At 71.5% G+C, this 14,248-nt stretch carries 17 protein-coding genes; 8 read left to right on the plus strand and 9 right to left on the minus strand.

Going from position 1 to position 14,248, the window contains the following annotated elements:
• Positions 1–5 precede the first annotated feature (5 nt).
• Together AC29IT_RS22335 and AC29IT_RS22340 are read left to right on the plus strand one after the other, a co-directional pair.
• On the plus strand, positions 6–746 hold the full coding sequence (locus AC29IT_RS22335; RefSeq protein WP_358445390.1) for a TetR/AcrR family transcriptional regulator: 741 nt from the start codon (positions 6–8) through the stop codon (positions 744–746).
• Between the two features lie 17 nt (positions 747–763).
• A complete protein-coding gene (locus AC29IT_RS22340; RefSeq protein ID WP_358445388.1) occupies positions 764–1,066 on the plus strand; it encodes a DUF4873 domain-containing protein in 303 nt (100 codons plus the stop codon).
• Between the two features lie 88 nt (positions 1,067–1,154).
• Here AC29IT_RS22340 and AC29IT_RS22345 read toward each other — a convergent pair whose 3' ends face one another.
• Both AC29IT_RS22345 and AC29IT_RS22350 read right to left on the minus strand, forming a co-directional pair.
• Positions 1,155–1,382 (minus strand): DUF3107 domain-containing protein, encoded by a 228-nt coding sequence (locus AC29IT_RS22345; protein WP_358445385.1) that lies wholly within the window; start codon positions 1,380–1,382, stop codon positions 1,155–1,157.
• A gap of 98 nt (positions 1,383–1,480) precedes the next feature.
• Positions 1,481–2,164, minus strand: coding sequence for a ferritin-like fold-containing protein (locus tag AC29IT_RS22350; RefSeq protein WP_358445382.1), 684 nt, complete (start codon positions 2,162–2,164; stop codon positions 1,481–1,483).
• 647 nt (positions 2,165–2,811) lie between these two features.
• Between AC29IT_RS22350 and AC29IT_RS22355 the strand changes: the two genes are divergently transcribed.
• A complete protein-coding gene (locus AC29IT_RS22355; RefSeq protein ID WP_358445379.1) occupies positions 2,812–4,410 on the plus strand; it encodes a DEAD/DEAH box helicase in 1,599 nt (532 codons plus the stop codon).
• 81 nt (positions 4,411–4,491) lie between these two features.
• A complete protein-coding gene (locus AC29IT_RS22360; RefSeq protein WP_488220008.1) occupies positions 4,492–5,943 on the plus strand; it encodes an Rv3212 family protein in 1,452 nt (483 codons plus the stop codon).
• A 41-nt stretch (positions 5,944–5,984) separates the two neighbouring features.
• Here AC29IT_RS22360 and AC29IT_RS22365 read toward each other — a convergent pair whose 3' ends face one another.
• The 5 genes from AC29IT_RS22365 to AC29IT_RS22385 all read right to left on the minus strand — a co-directional run bounded on the left by AC29IT_RS22365 (position 5,985) and on the right by AC29IT_RS22385 (position 9,304).
• The gene (locus AC29IT_RS22365; protein ID WP_488220009.1) at positions 5,985–6,527 is read right to left on the minus strand and encodes a hypothetical protein; all 543 of its coding nucleotides are present in this window, start codon (positions 6,525–6,527) and stop codon (positions 5,985–5,987) included.
• 20 nt (positions 6,528–6,547) lie between these two features.
• Positions 6,548–7,381 carry a RecB family exonuclease gene (locus tag AC29IT_RS22370; protein ID WP_488220010.1) on the minus strand — a complete coding sequence of 278 codons (834 nt, stop codon included), beginning with the start codon at positions 7,379–7,381 and terminating at the stop codon, positions 6,548–6,550.
• 86 nt (positions 7,382–7,467) lie between these two features.
• Positions 7,468–8,340, minus strand: a complete 873-nt coding sequence (locus AC29IT_RS22375) for a PHP domain-containing protein (RefSeq protein WP_358445368.1) — start codon at positions 8,338–8,340, stop codon at positions 7,468–7,470.
• A gap of 211 nt (positions 8,341–8,551) precedes the next feature.
• Positions 8,552–9,121 (minus strand): PH domain-containing protein, encoded by a 570-nt coding sequence (locus AC29IT_RS22380; RefSeq protein WP_358445365.1) that lies wholly within the window; start codon positions 9,119–9,121, stop codon positions 8,552–8,554.
• Positions 9,122–9,142: 21 nt separating this feature from the next.
• Positions 9,143–9,304, minus strand: coding sequence for a hypothetical protein (locus AC29IT_RS22385; RefSeq protein WP_358445363.1), 162 nt, complete (start codon positions 9,302–9,304; stop codon positions 9,143–9,145).
• A 144-nt stretch (positions 9,305–9,448) separates the two neighbouring features.
• Between AC29IT_RS22385 and AC29IT_RS22390 the strand changes: the two genes are divergently transcribed.
• The 4 genes from AC29IT_RS22390 to AC29IT_RS22405 all read left to right on the plus strand — a co-directional run bounded on the left by AC29IT_RS22390 (position 9,449) and on the right by AC29IT_RS22405 (position 12,484).
• Positions 9,449–9,886, plus strand: coding sequence for an NUDIX hydrolase (locus AC29IT_RS22390; protein ID WP_358445424.1), 438 nt, complete (start codon positions 9,449–9,451; stop codon positions 9,884–9,886).
• 367 nt (positions 9,887–10,253) lie between these two features.
• Positions 10,254–11,333 carry a magnesium/cobalt transporter CorA gene (gene corA / locus AC29IT_RS22395; RefSeq protein ID WP_358445360.1) on the plus strand — a complete coding sequence of 360 codons (1,080 nt, stop codon included), beginning with the start codon at positions 10,254–10,256 and terminating at the stop codon, positions 11,331–11,333.
• A 145-nt stretch (positions 11,334–11,478) separates the two neighbouring features.
• The gene (locus AC29IT_RS22400; RefSeq protein ID WP_358445357.1) at positions 11,479–11,658 is read left to right on the plus strand and encodes a hypothetical protein; all 180 of its coding nucleotides are present in this window, start codon (positions 11,479–11,481) and stop codon (positions 11,656–11,658) included.
• Between the two features lie 337 nt (positions 11,659–11,995).
• Entirely contained in the window at positions 11,996–12,484 is a 489-nt protein-coding gene (locus AC29IT_RS22405; protein WP_358445354.1) for a CAP domain-containing protein, read from the plus strand.
• 52 nt (positions 12,485–12,536) lie between these two features.
• Here the strand turns inward: AC29IT_RS22405 and AC29IT_RS22410 are convergent, their stop codons facing one another.
• Together AC29IT_RS22410 and AC29IT_RS22415 are read right to left on the minus strand one after the other, a co-directional pair.
• Positions 12,537–13,367, minus strand: a complete 831-nt coding sequence (locus AC29IT_RS22410; protein WP_358440025.1) for a carbohydrate ABC transporter permease — start codon at positions 13,365–13,367, stop codon at positions 12,537–12,539.
• Positions 13,364–14,209, minus strand: a complete 846-nt coding sequence (locus AC29IT_RS22415) for a carbohydrate ABC transporter permease (RefSeq protein WP_488220116.1) — start codon at positions 14,207–14,209, stop codon at positions 13,364–13,366. The genes AC29IT_RS22410 and AC29IT_RS22415 overlap by 4 nt, the downstream gene beginning before the upstream one ends.
• Positions 14,210–14,248: the final 39 nt, after the last annotated feature.

The following is a 14,248-nucleotide window of genomic DNA, read 5'->3' on the forward strand; positions in this document are numbered from 1 at the left end:
GTAGCGTGAGCCACCACACCCGGCCTGTCAAGGTCGTTCCGGACCCGGCACCGCGCGGCGACGCCCGCCGGGAACGCTGGCGGGAGCACCGCGAAGCCCGCCGCGCCGAATTCGTCGACGCCACCGTCCGCGCCATCGGCCAGCACGGCGCCGACGTCGGCATGGACGAGATCGCCGCCGAGGCCGGCGTCAGCAAACCCGTGCTGTACCGGCACTTCCACGACAAGAGCGACCTCTACGTCGCCGTCGGCGAATGGGGCACCGAACTGCTGATGCAGCGGCTCGCCCCCGAGATCGCCGCCGACGGCAGCCCCAACGAGCGCATCCGCCGGATGCTCGACGCCTACCTCGGCGTCATCGAGCAGTACCCCGAGCTGTACCGGTTCGTCGTGCGCCGCACCTTCACCGACAAGCCGGTGCGCTCCGACCCGGTGACCGCGGAGAAGACCGAGATCGCGAACTCGCTGTCCCGGCTGCTCGGCGAGTACCTGCGCGCGCTGGGGCTCGACTCCGGCGGGGTGGAGCCGTGGGCGCACGGGCTCGTCGGCATGGTGCAGGCCAGCGGCGACTGGTGGCTGGAGCGGCGGTCGATGAGCCGCGACGACCTCACCGACTACCTGACCCGCATCATCTGGCACGCCATCGACGGAGTGCTGCGCTCCGGCGGCATCGTGCTCGACCCGGACCGGCCGCTGGAGCCGAGCACCGGGCTGCGGCTGATCACCGAGACCGGCGGCGAAGGCTGACCGCGGAAGGAGCCACCATGTCCGAGGAGCGACTCGCCGAAGCGGTCCCCGACGAGGAGTACGAGGGCGAGGCGGTGCTGTTCACCGCCGAACGCGAAGTCCCGGTGGCGGTGCTGCTGCGCGGGCACTTCCAACCGATCGACGGCCGCTTCCACTGGTACGGCCGGGTCGCGGCCGACGACGCGGTCGCCGAGCTCGCGGGCGGGCGCAAGACGCAGGTCGTGCTGCGCACCACGCGCGGCGAGGCCGTGGGCAGCCTGTCCGACCCGGACCCGTGGAACCGCTACCGCATCACCGGCGTGGGCCGGCCGCCGTTCTGACGGAGCGCGGCCGGGAGTCCGATGTGGACACTCCGGGCACGACGATGCCCCCGGCGGAGCGCTCTCCGGCCGGGGGCATCGCGGCAGATCACTGGACGCCGAAGCCGACCCGCGGGGACTCCGAGGGGCCGATCTCGACGTAGGCCAGCTTGGCGGCGGGCACCAGGTAGCGCCGGCCCTTCTCGTCGGTCAGCGACAGCACCCCGTCGGTGGTCTTCAGCGCGTCGGCCACCAGCGACTCGACCTCGGTCGAGGACTGACCGCTGGCCACGGTGAGCTCACGCGGGCTGTCCACGACGCCGATCTTGACCTCCACGCTTGACCTCCACAATTCGCGAACCGATGCGTACGTCCGAGAGGTTATCCCAGTCCACGCCGGACCCGCCTTCGCCGGTGGCGAACATCGGGAACCCGTCAGCCCAGGCCGAGCCGCGCCATCCGCTTCGTGTGGTTGTTCTGCAAGCGGCGGAACAGCGCGACGATGCCGGTGAGATCGCCCGACCCGGTGATGATCAGTTCGGCGAGCGCGTCCCGCTCGGCCACCACGCGCTGCGCCTGGGTGACCGCCTCCCCCAGCAGCCTGCGGCCCCACAGCGTCAGCTTGTCCCGCAGCGACCGGTCCTCGGCGCAGGCGGCCAGCACCTCGCGCTCGGCGAACGCGGAGTGCCCGGTGTCGGCCAGCACGTCCAGCACCAGCGTCCGCGTCGAATCGTCCAGCCACTCCGCGACCTCGCGGTAGAAGTCGGCGGCGAGCCCGTCGCCCACGTACGCCTTCACCAGCGACTCCAGCCAGGAGTGCGGGGCGGTCGAGGCGTTGAACGCGTCGAAGGGCTCGGCGAACGGGGCCATCACCTCGTCCACGGCGACCCCGCGGCGGGCGAGCGCGTCGTCGAGCATCCGGTAGTGGCCGATCTCGGCGGCCGCCATGCTGGCCAGCGCGGCCCGCCCGGACAGGGTGGGCGCGGTGCGGGCGTCCTCGGCGAGCCGGTCGAAGGCGGACAGCTCGCCGTAGGCGAGCGCGGCCAGCAGGTCCACGACCCCCTCGGAGTGCGTGGTGGAGTCGGTGGATCCGGCTGCGGAGGGGTCGGGCTCGCTCATACCGGGCACCTTAACCGCCGCCCCGCGCGGGCGGTCCGCGCAGCGGCGCGGGCCGACACGCGCGGCCGGAACCGGGCGGCCCGGCGGTCGGCCGCTGGTGGTGCGGGATGTTTCACGAAAGCTCATCGCACATCGCCGACCTCGATCCGGTTCGGACCAGGTATCCTGGCGGACGCAGAAGCCATGCGGCATCAGGCAACCGGCAGTGGACCCCCTCCCCGCGCGGGACCCGGCAGGGCTCGACGCGGGCCACGGTCCCACCCCGTGAGCAGCCGGTCGCCCGGGGTCCGTGCGGGAGGCCCGGGCGCGGAAGACCCGAGCGGGGGCGCACCGCGCTCGGCCCACCGGCCGGAGCGCCGGGGGCGCGGGCGACGGCGCGAGCCGCGCCACGATGCCGACCGAACCAGCAGCGGACAACCGCTGATCGAACAGGGGCGCGCGACCATCGCACCGGTGACCACGAGCATGCAGCACGCGAACAACGCGGCGGGCCGCGGATCGAACGCGGCCACCATGCCGGAGGGCGTCACCACGAGTGCAGCCGAGCGATCGGCCGCAGCGCGCCGGTACTGAGAGAGGCGATCACTCTGACCCTCAGCAACGAGCGGGCCCCCGAGGCCCCCGAGACCACCAGCAGAACCGAGGACGTGCACGCGATCGAGCACAGCGAGAACGGCGCCCCCACCGTGGAGGCCGCGCCGCTGCACGCGGAGAGCACCGTCCCGAACACCCCGACCTTCGCCGAGCTGGACGTGCACGAGGAGATCGTGCGCGCCCTCCGCGAGGCGGGCATCGAGCACACCTTCGCGATCCAGGAGCTGACGCTGCCGCTGGCGCTGCGCGGCGAGGACCTGATCGGGCAGGCCCGCACCGGCACCGGGAAGACGCTGGGCTTCGGCGTCCCCCTGCTGCAGCGGTTGCAGGTCCCCGGCGACGGGACGCCGCAGGCGCTCGTCGTGGTCCCCACCCGCGAGCTGTGCGTGCAGGTCGCCCGCGACCTCACCGACGCGGGCAAGCACCTGGGCGTCCGCACCCTCGCGGTGTACGGCGGCCGCCCCTACGAGCAGCAGATCGACGCGCTCAAGCAGGGCGTCGACCTGGTCATCGGCACGCCGGGCCGGTTGCTGGACCTCGCCGAGCAGCAGCACCTGGTGCTGGGCAAGGTCCGCGGCCTGGTGCTGGACGAGGCCGACGAGATGCTCGACCTCGGCTTCCTCCCGGACATCGAGCGCATCCTCAACATGGTCCCCGAGCAGCGGCAGACGATGCTGTTCTCCGCGACCATGCCGGGCCCGATCATCACGCTCGCCCGCACCTTCCTGAACCAGCCCACGCACATCCGCGCGGAGCAGGCGGACGCGAACGCGATCCACGAGCGCACCAAGCAGTTCGTCTACCGCGCGCACGCCATGGACAAGGCGGAACTGCTGGCCAGGACGTTGCAGGCCCAGGACCGCGGCCTGACGATGATCTTCACGCGGACCAAGCGGACCGCGCAGAAGCTCTCCGACGAGCTCGCCGAGCGCGGTTTCGCCGCCGCCTCGGTGCACGGCGACCTCGGTCAGGGCGCCCGGGAGCAGGCGCTGCGCGCGTTCCGCTCCGGCAAGGTCGACACCCTCGTCGCCACCGACGTCGCCGCCCGCGGCATCGATGTCGCCGGGGTGACCCACGTGGTGAACCTGCAGTGCCCGGACGACGAGAAGACCTACGTGCACCGCATCGGCCGCACCGGCCGCGCGGGCCGGGAGGGCGTGGCGATCACCCTCGTCGACTGGGACGAGGAGACGCGCTGGAAGCTCATCAACGACGCCCTCGACCTGGGCAAGCCGGATCCGGTGGAGACCTACTCCACCTCGAAGCACCTGTACGAGGACCTCAACATCCCGGCGGACGCGACCGGCAGGCTGCCGCTGTCCAAGCGCACCCGCGCCGGCCTGGGCGCCGAGCCCGACGAGGACGCGAAGCGCACCAGCAGCCGCAAGCCGCGCCGCCGCACCCGCGGCGGTTCCGGCGGCGAGCAGCCCGGCGGCGAGCCCGCGGCCGGCGAGACCCGTCCCGGCGGCCGTTCCCGGCAGCGCAGGCGCACCCGCGGCGGCGTGAACTCGGAGGGCGACGCGCAGCCCGCCGAATCCACCGCGCAGAGCGAGGGTGCCGCCGAGTCCGCGGACCGTCCCCGCAAGCGGCGCCGCAGGCGTCGTGGTGGCGGCGGTGCCGCTTCCGGCGGCGGCGAGTCGTCCGGCGACTGATCCCGTTCCGCGAGCGGGCTGCCCGGTGGGGCGGCCCGTGGACCGGCCCGGCTCTCGAGAGCCGATTCAGTGAGGAGTGCAGTGGTACGGCCGGAACGGCGGACGCGGTCCGACTTCGTCGCGGTGGCGCTGATCCTGGTGGTGGTCGTGGTGGTCGCCGCGGTCATCTGGTGGCGCAGCGACGCCCGGGCCACCGCGTCCGAACCCGCGGCCGCACCGGCACCCGCGCTCACCTCCCCCACCTCGGTACCGGCCGCGTTGCACGAGCTGTGGCGCGCGCCGAGCCCGGCCACCCCCGTCCCCGTGATCGCCGGTTCGACCGCGATCACCGGTGACGGCGGCACCGTGTCCGGCCGCGATCCGGGCACCGGCGCGGTGCGCTGGCGGTTCTCCCGCGATCTCCCGCTGTGCACCGTCGGCGAGGGCTGGGACCGCGCGCTGGCCGTGTACCGGAAGGCCGCCAACTGCAGCGAGGTCAGCTCGTTGCAAGGCGACACCGGCGTGCGCGGCCCCGCGCGCAACGCCGACGCCCCGTTCGGCACCCGGCTGCTCGACGACGGCAAGTACGTGACCGCGACCGGTGATCGAGTGCTGGAGAGCTGGCGCTCCGACCTGGTGCGCACCCAGCAGTACGGGATCATGCCCGCGCTGAAGAACGCGGGGAACAACCTGCGCCGCCCGGACTGCACCTACCCGTCGACGGCGGTCGGCAGCGAGCGGATCGCGGTGGTGGAGGACTGCCCGGAGGACCCGGAGCAGCGCATCACGGTGATCAAGACGAAGCCGGAGGACGACGAGAAACCGGAAGAGGTCAGCAGCGCGGTCCTCGGCGGTTCCGAGGCGACGGCCGTCGCGGTCTCCAGCAAGCAGACCGCCGTGTACGTGCGCGACCGCGGTTCCCTCGTGGTGTACGCGAACTCGACCGGCGGCATCGAAGCCGAGTACCCGCTGCCCACCGGCGGCGCCCCCTACCCCGACGCCGGTGTCGAGGCCGTCGCGGCCGACCGGGTGTGGACGGTGAACCTGCGTCCCGTGCCCGGGCCCGAGCAGGACCGCGCCGCGCGGTCGATCGCCGCGGCGCTGCAGCGGTTCGACCCGACGATCACCGCGCAGCGCGTGCTGGACGGGCTGGCCACCGCGGGCCCGGACCGGCCGTTCCGCGTCGCGGTGCTCGACGACCACCAGTACCGGCAGGTGAAGGACAAGATCGCCGACGTCGCCGGTGCCACCTTCGGCGGGCTGCTGTACTGGAACAACGGCACCACGACCGTCGCACTGGACGCCGCGACGTTCGCGCCCTTGTGGACGGTGCCGGACGCGCTCGGCCCCGGTGCGCTCTACGGCGGGGAGCTCCTCGTCCCGGTGCCGGAGGGCATCGCGGTGCTGGACCGCTTCACGGGTGCGCGCGAGCGGGTGATCCCGGTGGACCGGCAGGGCTGGACCGGGCCGGTGCGCCTGGACTCCGCGGGCCCGATCGTGCTCGAACAGCGCGGCCCCACCTCGGTGGCGCTGGGCCCGGACCGACCCGAGTGACCGGAGCACCCACCAGCACCCGGTGAACCGGCCTCACGCCGTCACAGCCACCACCAGAACCACAGCGGGCCGAACACGGCCACGAGCAGCGCCAGCAGCGCGGCCGCACCGCGGCGGTCCCGGTTGCGGTCCGCGAAGTGCTGCAGCGCCAGGGCGAGCACCGCCCCCACCGCGTGCGAAATGATCATCGCCAGGCCGGGTCCGTCCTGCCCCTGCCGCGTCGCCCACACCTGCACGCCGATCAGCCCGAGGGCCACCAGCAGCATCCCCACCGCCAGCGAGCCGGTCAGGCCGCGGAACCAGGTGCCGATCCGGGTGCCACCGGCGCCCGAGCGGTGGTGCCTGCGCACCGTCGGGGCCTCGGCGGTCTCCTCGTCGAACTCGTCCTCGTCGTGCCACTCCACGCGCTGCCTGCGCCCGCCGGCGGGCGTCGACGAGCGGAAGGGCACGGTCCCCGGTTGGTCCGCACCGTCGGCCGGCCAGGAGCCTGCTGCCGGGTGCGGGCGGCGCAGCGTCTGCGGCGCGGGCCGGTGCCGGGCACCTCCGCGCGCGGCCTCCTGCTGCGCTCGTCGGGGCATGTCCATGTCGTCGTTCCTCTGGTCCGTCACTCGGCCAGCCCGGCCCACGGTTCGGTGGCGGGCGCGGCCTGCTGTCCTTCCGGGCAGTGCGCGCGGAACTCGCACCAGCCGCAGCGCCCGCCGGGGTTCGGCGGGAACACGTCCCGCCCTGCCGTTCCCCCTTGGAACGAGTCGGAGGCGGTCTGGAGTTCCTCGGCCAGCCGTTCGGCCCGCGCCACGTGCTCGTCCAGGGAGGCCTGGGTGTGCTCCCACGCCCCGACCCGGCCGCTGGGCAGGTGGTGCAGTTCGACCCGCCCGGTGGGGGCGCGCAGCGTCCGCCGGGCGGCGACCGCGTACAGGGCGAGCGCACGCGAATCCCGGGCGTCCTCGTCGGTGGCCGCGCGTCTGCCGGTCTTGTAGTCGACGATGACCAGCTCGCCGTTACGCCGGTCGATGCGGTCCACGCGGCCCTCGGCGATGATCGTGCCCGCGGCGGCCGATACCCAGCGCTCCACCGCGACCGGCTCCGCGCCGGGCGCGAGCCGTTCGACGTAGTCGGCGACCCACCGCTGGGCGCGCTCCCGGTACCGGGTGGCCTGGGCGTGGTCGGCGAAGCCGTCGCTCTTCCAGCACTGCCCGACCAGCAGCACCGCCTTCTCCGCGGTCCGCTGGGCCGCGGGCAGTTCGAAGAAGGCTTTCAGCGCGTTGTGCACCACCGCGCCGAGGGTGGCGTTGGCGCGAGCGCCGGAGCGGGGCGGCGCAGGCCGGTCCAGGTAGGTCATCCGGAACTTGCGCGGGCAACCTTCCCAGTTCGCGAGCTTCGCGGGAGTGACCCGGACGAGCTTGCCGGGGATGCCTTCGAGGCCTAGCTGTCCCTGCACTCGCACCACACTACGCAGCCGGAGCGTCGCGTCGCGTTTCCCCCCGCGCCGCACCCGGAACTCACCGGATCAGCTGATCTCGGTGGTCATCCGGCCGTGAACACCTCACTGCCGCTGCTCTTGTCGATCAAGCGCTGCAGCGAGGCCGGCGCGGTGGTCTCCTGCCCGATCCGGATCGTCTTGTTCGTGCCGTGGTAGTCGCTGCTGCCCGTCGGCACCAGGTCCAGCTCGGCGGCGAGCTCGCGCAGCTCCTGCCGGGTCGGCTCGTCGTGGTCCGGGTGGTCCACCTCGATGCCGGTCATGCCGCGGTCCGCCAGCTCCGCCACCACCGCGGCGTTCACCACCGGGCCGCGGGCGCGGGCGAACGGGTGCGCCAGCACGGTGACCCCGCCCGCGTCGGCGATCATCTCAATCGCGCGCAGCACGGGGGTGTCGGTGCGCGGCAGGTAGTACCGGCCGCTGCTGCCCAGGTAGCGGGCGAAGGCCTCGTCGACGCTCCGCACCATGCCCGCGCGCACCAGCTGCCGCGCCAGGTGCGGGCGCCCGCCCGGCGAGTCCGGTGGCAGGCCCGCCATCAGCTCGTCCGCGTCGACCGGGAAGCCCTCCGCCGCCATCCGCTCGGCCATCTCCCGCAACCGGCCGCGCCGCTCCGCCCGCAGCCGGGACTGCTCGGCCACCAGCGCGGCGGAGGTCGGGTCGAACAGGTACGCCAGCAGGTGGACGGTGATGTCGCGCCCCGTCCCGTCCGGGCAGGTGCAGGACAGCTCGGCGCCCGGCACGACCCGGACGCGCCCGGCGCCGGCGACCACGGCGTCCGCCGCCTCCGCCCAGCCCGCCGTGGTGTCGTGATCGGTGATCGCGACGACGTCCAGCCCCGCCTCGATCGCCGCGTCGACGAGCTCCGCGGGCGTGTCGGTGCCGTCGGACTCGGTGGAGTGGGCGTGCAGGTCGATGCGCAAGCGTGGCCTTTCCGTTCAGGCCGGTCCGTCGACCGGCGGGCGGGCGTGCGGTCGCCGCGGGAGGTCGCGCCGCGACGGTGGAGGCCCAGCGGCTCGACCGGACTTCCGCTGCGCACAGTCTCGCCGATGGTCCCGGGACCTTCCGAACCAGCCCACGAAGAAGAGCCGGGGCCGCGGGTGATCCCGCGACCCCGGCTCGGCAGCGACCGGTTCAGCTCGGAAGCTTGGCCTTCTTCTTGCCCACCGCCGCGCGGCGGGCCTTGAGCATGGAGAAGCGTTCCTGCTGCGCCTTCTTCTCCCCGAACACCAGGTACGAGATCGCGTCCTCCACCTCGTCCGGGTTCGGCACGTACTCGATCCGGTTGAGCGCCTGGATCTGACCGGCCGACTCGACCACCAGCGTGCCGTAGCCGAACATGCGCCCGGCCAGGGTCCGCTGGAAGGTGAGGTCGGTGACCTTGCCGATCGGCATCATCGCCACGTTGGTGGTGAAGATGCCTTCCGCGATCAGGAACCGCTTGTCCGTGACGACGATGCGTTCCACGTACCAGTCCAGCACCTGGTAGGTGAACCGGAGCAGCACGACGAGGCCCGCATACCAGAGCACGTTCTGCGGCAGGCTCGTGTCCTGCGGCAGCATTTGGGACACCATGACCACGCCGACCAGCAACCCGATCGCCTCGAACAGTTCCCAGACCAGGCTCGCCCAGTGTCTGCGGAGCCGGATGACCCGGCGTTCGGTCTCGAGCAGGTACTCGTCGGGATCCCTAGGCGCGAACACGTCAACCGCCCTTCGGCGCTACTACACGAAGATGTTCTGCATGAAGGTGATGACCGCGTTCGCAGCATCCGCGAGGCTGTCCTTGATGTTGTTCACCAACTGACCAGCCTGATCTGGGGCGTTGATCAAGAAGAAGAGGAGGAACGCGACCCCGGTCCAGGTCAGGATCTTCTTAAGGTTCACTGCGATACACCCCGTCCGAAATGCCTTTGAACATGCTGGCGCCTGCCGATCTGTTGTACCGCACTCGGCGGCTGTAGGGCAGCATTGTCCCGCACTTGGGTCAGTCGTCAGCTGAACCGTCCGGATCAACTACCCTCCGTGTCGGTGATCATAACCAATGGACGAGTGATCCGGTGCGTCGGCGCCGTCGTGCACGATCCGCAGGGCCGGTTGTTGCTGGTGAAGCGGGCCAACGAACCCGGCAGGGGGCAGTGGTCGGTACCGGGCGGCAAGGTGGAGCCCGGAGAAACCGATCGTTCGGCGGTACAGCGCGAAATTTCGGAGGAAACGGGACTCTCCGTGATCGTCGGCAGGTGGCTCGGGAGGGTGCGGCGCCCGGCCCCGACGGGGACGTTCGACATCCACGACTACGCGTGCCGGCCCGATGACGTGGTGCTTTGTCCCGGCGACGACGCGGCCGACGCGATGTGGGCGGACGCTGCGACCTTTGCCACACTCGACGCCGCCGGCCGGTTGACCGAGGGCCTCGCCGAGGCGCTGCGGGGGTGGGGACAGCTCCCCGGGCCGTCCGCCGGGAGCTGAAACCGGCGAACCCGGCAGTCCACGCATTCGCCGCGAACGGGGCGAAATTCGGGATGGCCCAGGCGTGCGGGCGGCGAAAATTCACCCATTTCGCCGTGTGCCATCACACCCGGCACCGCCGCCGCTCGAACCGAGAACGGCGAGTATCGTGAACCGTTGGCCGGTCCGGACCACTCGCGAACGGCGAGTCGGGCAGAAGGAGGTGAGGGATTGTGAGCGGCGGTGCCGACAGCGCGCTTCCGAGTAGTACCAACCGCATCCCCGCCTGGGAGGCCTGCGGCTAGGCCGGTTCCAGGTGCCCATCGGCGCCGGTGGGGATGCGCGGTCGAGATCACCCGAGATCCGATTCCCGCCCTTGGAGGTCGCCGTGCCCAGCCTTCCTTCTCTCGGCCTGCGCAATCGCGCAGCGCGCCACAACGGCCGCACCGCGACCGCTCCCGCTCCCCCGCCCGCCTACGTCGTCGACTGCGGCGTGTACGTGGACGGAGTGCGGCTGCCGGGCGACCGGTCGCACGCCGAGGCGATCGACGAGGTGCGCAGGCGCGGCGCCGGGTTCGTCTGGATCGGGCTGCACGAACCGGACGAGGCGCAGCTCAACGGGCTGGCCGAGACGTTCGGGCTGCACGAGCTGGCCGTCGAGGACGCGGTGCACGCCCACCAGCGGCCGAAGCTGGAGCGCTACGACAGCACGCTGTTCATGGTGCTCAAGACGGTCCGCTACATCGACAACGAGAGCCTCACCGCGAACAGCGAGATCGTGGAGACCGGTGAGCTGATGGCGTTCGTGGGCCGCGACTTCGTGATCACGGTCCGGCACGGCAAGCACGCCAGCCTCGCCCAGGTCCGCTCGCAGCTGGAGACCGACCCGGAGCAGTTGCAGCTGGGCCCGGCCGCGGTGCTGCACGGCATCGCCGACCACGTGGTGGACACGTACCTGGAGGTCACCGAGGCCATCCAGGACGACATCGACGAGATGGAAGCCGCCGTGTTCGCGCCCCGGACCAAGATCGAGGCCGAGCAGATCTACCTGATGAAGCGCGAGGTCATGGACCTGCGCCGCGCGGTGATGCCGCTGGCGAAACCGCTGCAGCGGCTGGCCGAGGGCTACACGCCGATGGTGCCCGAAGAGGTGCGCTCCTACTTCCGCAACGTCGAGGACCACCTGACGACGGTGTCCGAGCGGGTGGCCTCGTTCGACGAGCTGCTGACCACGCTGGTGGACGCGACGCTGGCCAAGATCACGCTCCAGCAGAACACCGACATGCGGAAGATCTCCGCGTGGGTCGCGATCGTGTCGACGCCGACGATGATCGCCGGGATCTACGGGATGAACTTCGAGAACATGCCGGAAGTGCACTGGACGTTCGGCTATCCGGCGACGCTGCTGGTGATGATGCTGGCCTGCCTGACGCTGTTCAAGATATTCCGGCGGAACAAGTGGTTGTGAGCACGTGCTGTAACGTTTTCGATCATCCGGGCGATGTAGTCCGCAGAGGTTCGACCGCCGCGGTTGTGCACCGCGAGCGCTCTCCCCGAACGATTCGCCGCCGTGAGGATTCCGGTGCGCGTCGGGAAGAAGTGAGGAGGTAGTCATGTCGATCGTCGTGCGCCGCAGTGCGATGGGGCGGCGGGTGTTCACCCGCAGGCTGCCGCTGAGCGGATCGGGGAACGTGGCGCCGGAGCGAAGTCCCGGGTCGCCGCGCCGGGGGCGAAAACCCGGTGCGATGTGGGACGCGCTGTCCGCCTCGCCGCGCGCGCTCGCCGTGCGCTGATCACCGTTGCGGCACCGCCGCCCCCACATCGTGAGACGACATTTCACATCGATCATTCTCACGCTGCCGGGAGGCACCGCCATGACTCGTCTCGCCACCAACAAGCTCGCCCTGCTGACCACCCTGCTGATGGGGTGGATCCTGACGCTGTTCATCATCATCGCGCAGCAGGGCTGAATTCCCCAGGTCCACTGTGGACCTCGTTGATCGCATTCCCGTTCGGGTGATCCGCACGCGTTCGCGGATCACCCGTTGCGCGGATTCCCCGGTCGGCGCGCCGGAAAGCGGGTTAGAACTGTCCGCACCTGGAACCCCTTGAAGTCGAGGAGTGGTGCGGATGTTCGCCCGCCCGGCCCGGTACGCCCGGTCGATCCTGCTGTGCTCGCTGTTGCTCACCGCCGCCTCGCCGGCCCACGCGGACGAGCCCCGGCTCGACGCGCTCACCGCCGAGATCGTGGACCGGACCAACCAGGTCCGGGCCGAGGCCGGGTGCGGCCCGCTCGCGCCCGCGCCCGGTCTGGAGCAGTCGGCGCAGGCGCACGCCGCGGACATGGCCGAACAGAACTACTTCGCGCACTCCGACGCCGTCTCGCCCGCCCGGGCGCTGCCGCATGCCGAGGTGCTGCCGCGCGCCGAGGTGCTGGGCGAGAACATCGCCGCGGGCAACGCGGCCGCCGCCGAGACATTCCACCAGTGGATCACCAGTCCCGGGCACCGGGCGAACATCCTCGACTGCAGGTTCACCGGCATCGGCGTCGGCCACGCCTACGACCCGAGCAGCACCTACGGGCACTACTGGGTCCAGGAGTTCGCCGGCACCACCTGATCGCGCGGAACCCGGCCCGCTCGGCCGGCGTCACCGGTCGAGCGGGCCGCGGTCATTCCTTGACCGCCCCGGAGGTCAGCCCGGAGACGATGCGGCGCTGGAACAGCAGCACGAACAGCACGATCGGCACCGTGATCACCACGGCCGCGGCGGCGATCGTCCCGGTCGGGTCCTCGAACTGCGAGTCGCCGGTGAAGAACTGCAACGCCACCGGCACCGTGCGGGACGCCTCCGTCGAGGTCAGCGAGATCGCGAACAGGAAGTCGTTCCAGCAGAAGATGAACACCAGGATCGCCGTGGTGAACACCCCGGGCGCCGCCAGCGGGGCGATCACCTTCCGGAACGCCTGCCCCGGCGTCGCGCCGTCCACGGTGGCCGCCTCCTCCAGCTGCCACGGGATCTCGCGGAAGAACGCGGACAACGTGTAGATCGCCAGCGGCAGCGAGAACGTGGTGTACGGCAGCACCAGCCCCGGCCAGGTGTCGAACAGCCCGAGCGTCCGCTCGATCTCGAACAGCGGTGAGACCAGCGAGACCTGCGGGAACATCGCGATGAGCAGCGACACCCCCACCAGCGCCCGCTTGCCGGGGAAGTCCAGCCGCGCGATCGCGTAGGCCGCCATCGCACCCAGCACCACCGCGATCGCCGTGGAGATCAGCGCGATGCCGATCGAGTTGACCAGCGCCCGCAGGAACTCGCCGGTCTGGAAGATCGCCGCGTAGTTCGCCAGCGTCCACTCCGCCGGGATGAACCGGCCGTCGCTGAGCCCCGCGGAGGTCTTGAACGACAGCGACACGATCCACAGCACCGGCACCAGCGCGTACGCCACCACCACCGCGTTGAGCACCGTCCACTTGGCGGTGTCGGCGGGTTTCCGGCTCATCGGCTGCCCCCGTCCTCGTCGGCGCCGGGCGCGGCCGCGCCGAACAGCTTCACGAACAGGAACGCGATCAGCGCCACCGCCAGGAAGATCAGCACCGACATGGTGGAGCCGATGCCGAGGTTCAACCCCTTGATCAGGTTGTTGTAGGCCAGCACCGACACCGAGGAGGTGTCCTGCGCGCCGTCGGTGAGCACCACGATGTTGTCGAAGACCCGGAACGCGTCGAGCGTGCGGAACAGCACCGCCACCAGGATCGCCGGCTTCATCACCGGCAGCATCACCTTCGTGAACCGCTGCCAAGGGGAGGCGCCGTCGATCCGCGCCGCCTCCAGCAGGTCCTCGGACACCAGCGCCAGCCCGGTCATCAGCAGCAGCGCCATGAACGGCGTCGTCTTCCACACCTCGGCCAGCACGATGATCGCCAGCGCGCTGCCGCGCTCGGTCAGCGGCGCGCCGTCGGTGACCAGGTTCGCCAGGTAGCCGGTGTCCGGGGTCCACGCGTAGCGCCAGCTGAACGCGGCGACGACGGTGACGATGCCGTACGGGATGAGGCTGACCGTGCGCACCAGGCCGCGCCCGAGCACCGCCCGGTGCATGATCAGCGCCAACGCCATGCCCAGCACGAACTCGATGACCAGCTGGGTCGCGACGATGAGCAGCGTGGTGCCGAACGCCGTCCACCAGTACTGGTCGGACAGCACCGTCAGGTAGTTCTCCAGGCCCACGAACTCGCGCTGGTCCGGGTACTTGAGGTCGTAGCGCTGGAACGACAGCCACACCGCGTGCAGGATCGGCCAGCCGGTGACGGCCAGCATCACCAGCGCGGCCGGTGCGCACAGCATCCAGCCGAGCCTGCGCTCGGCGCGCTTCGCCTGGTCGAC

It is taken from the genome of Saccharopolyspora sp. MMCC62 (assembly GCF_057736575.1).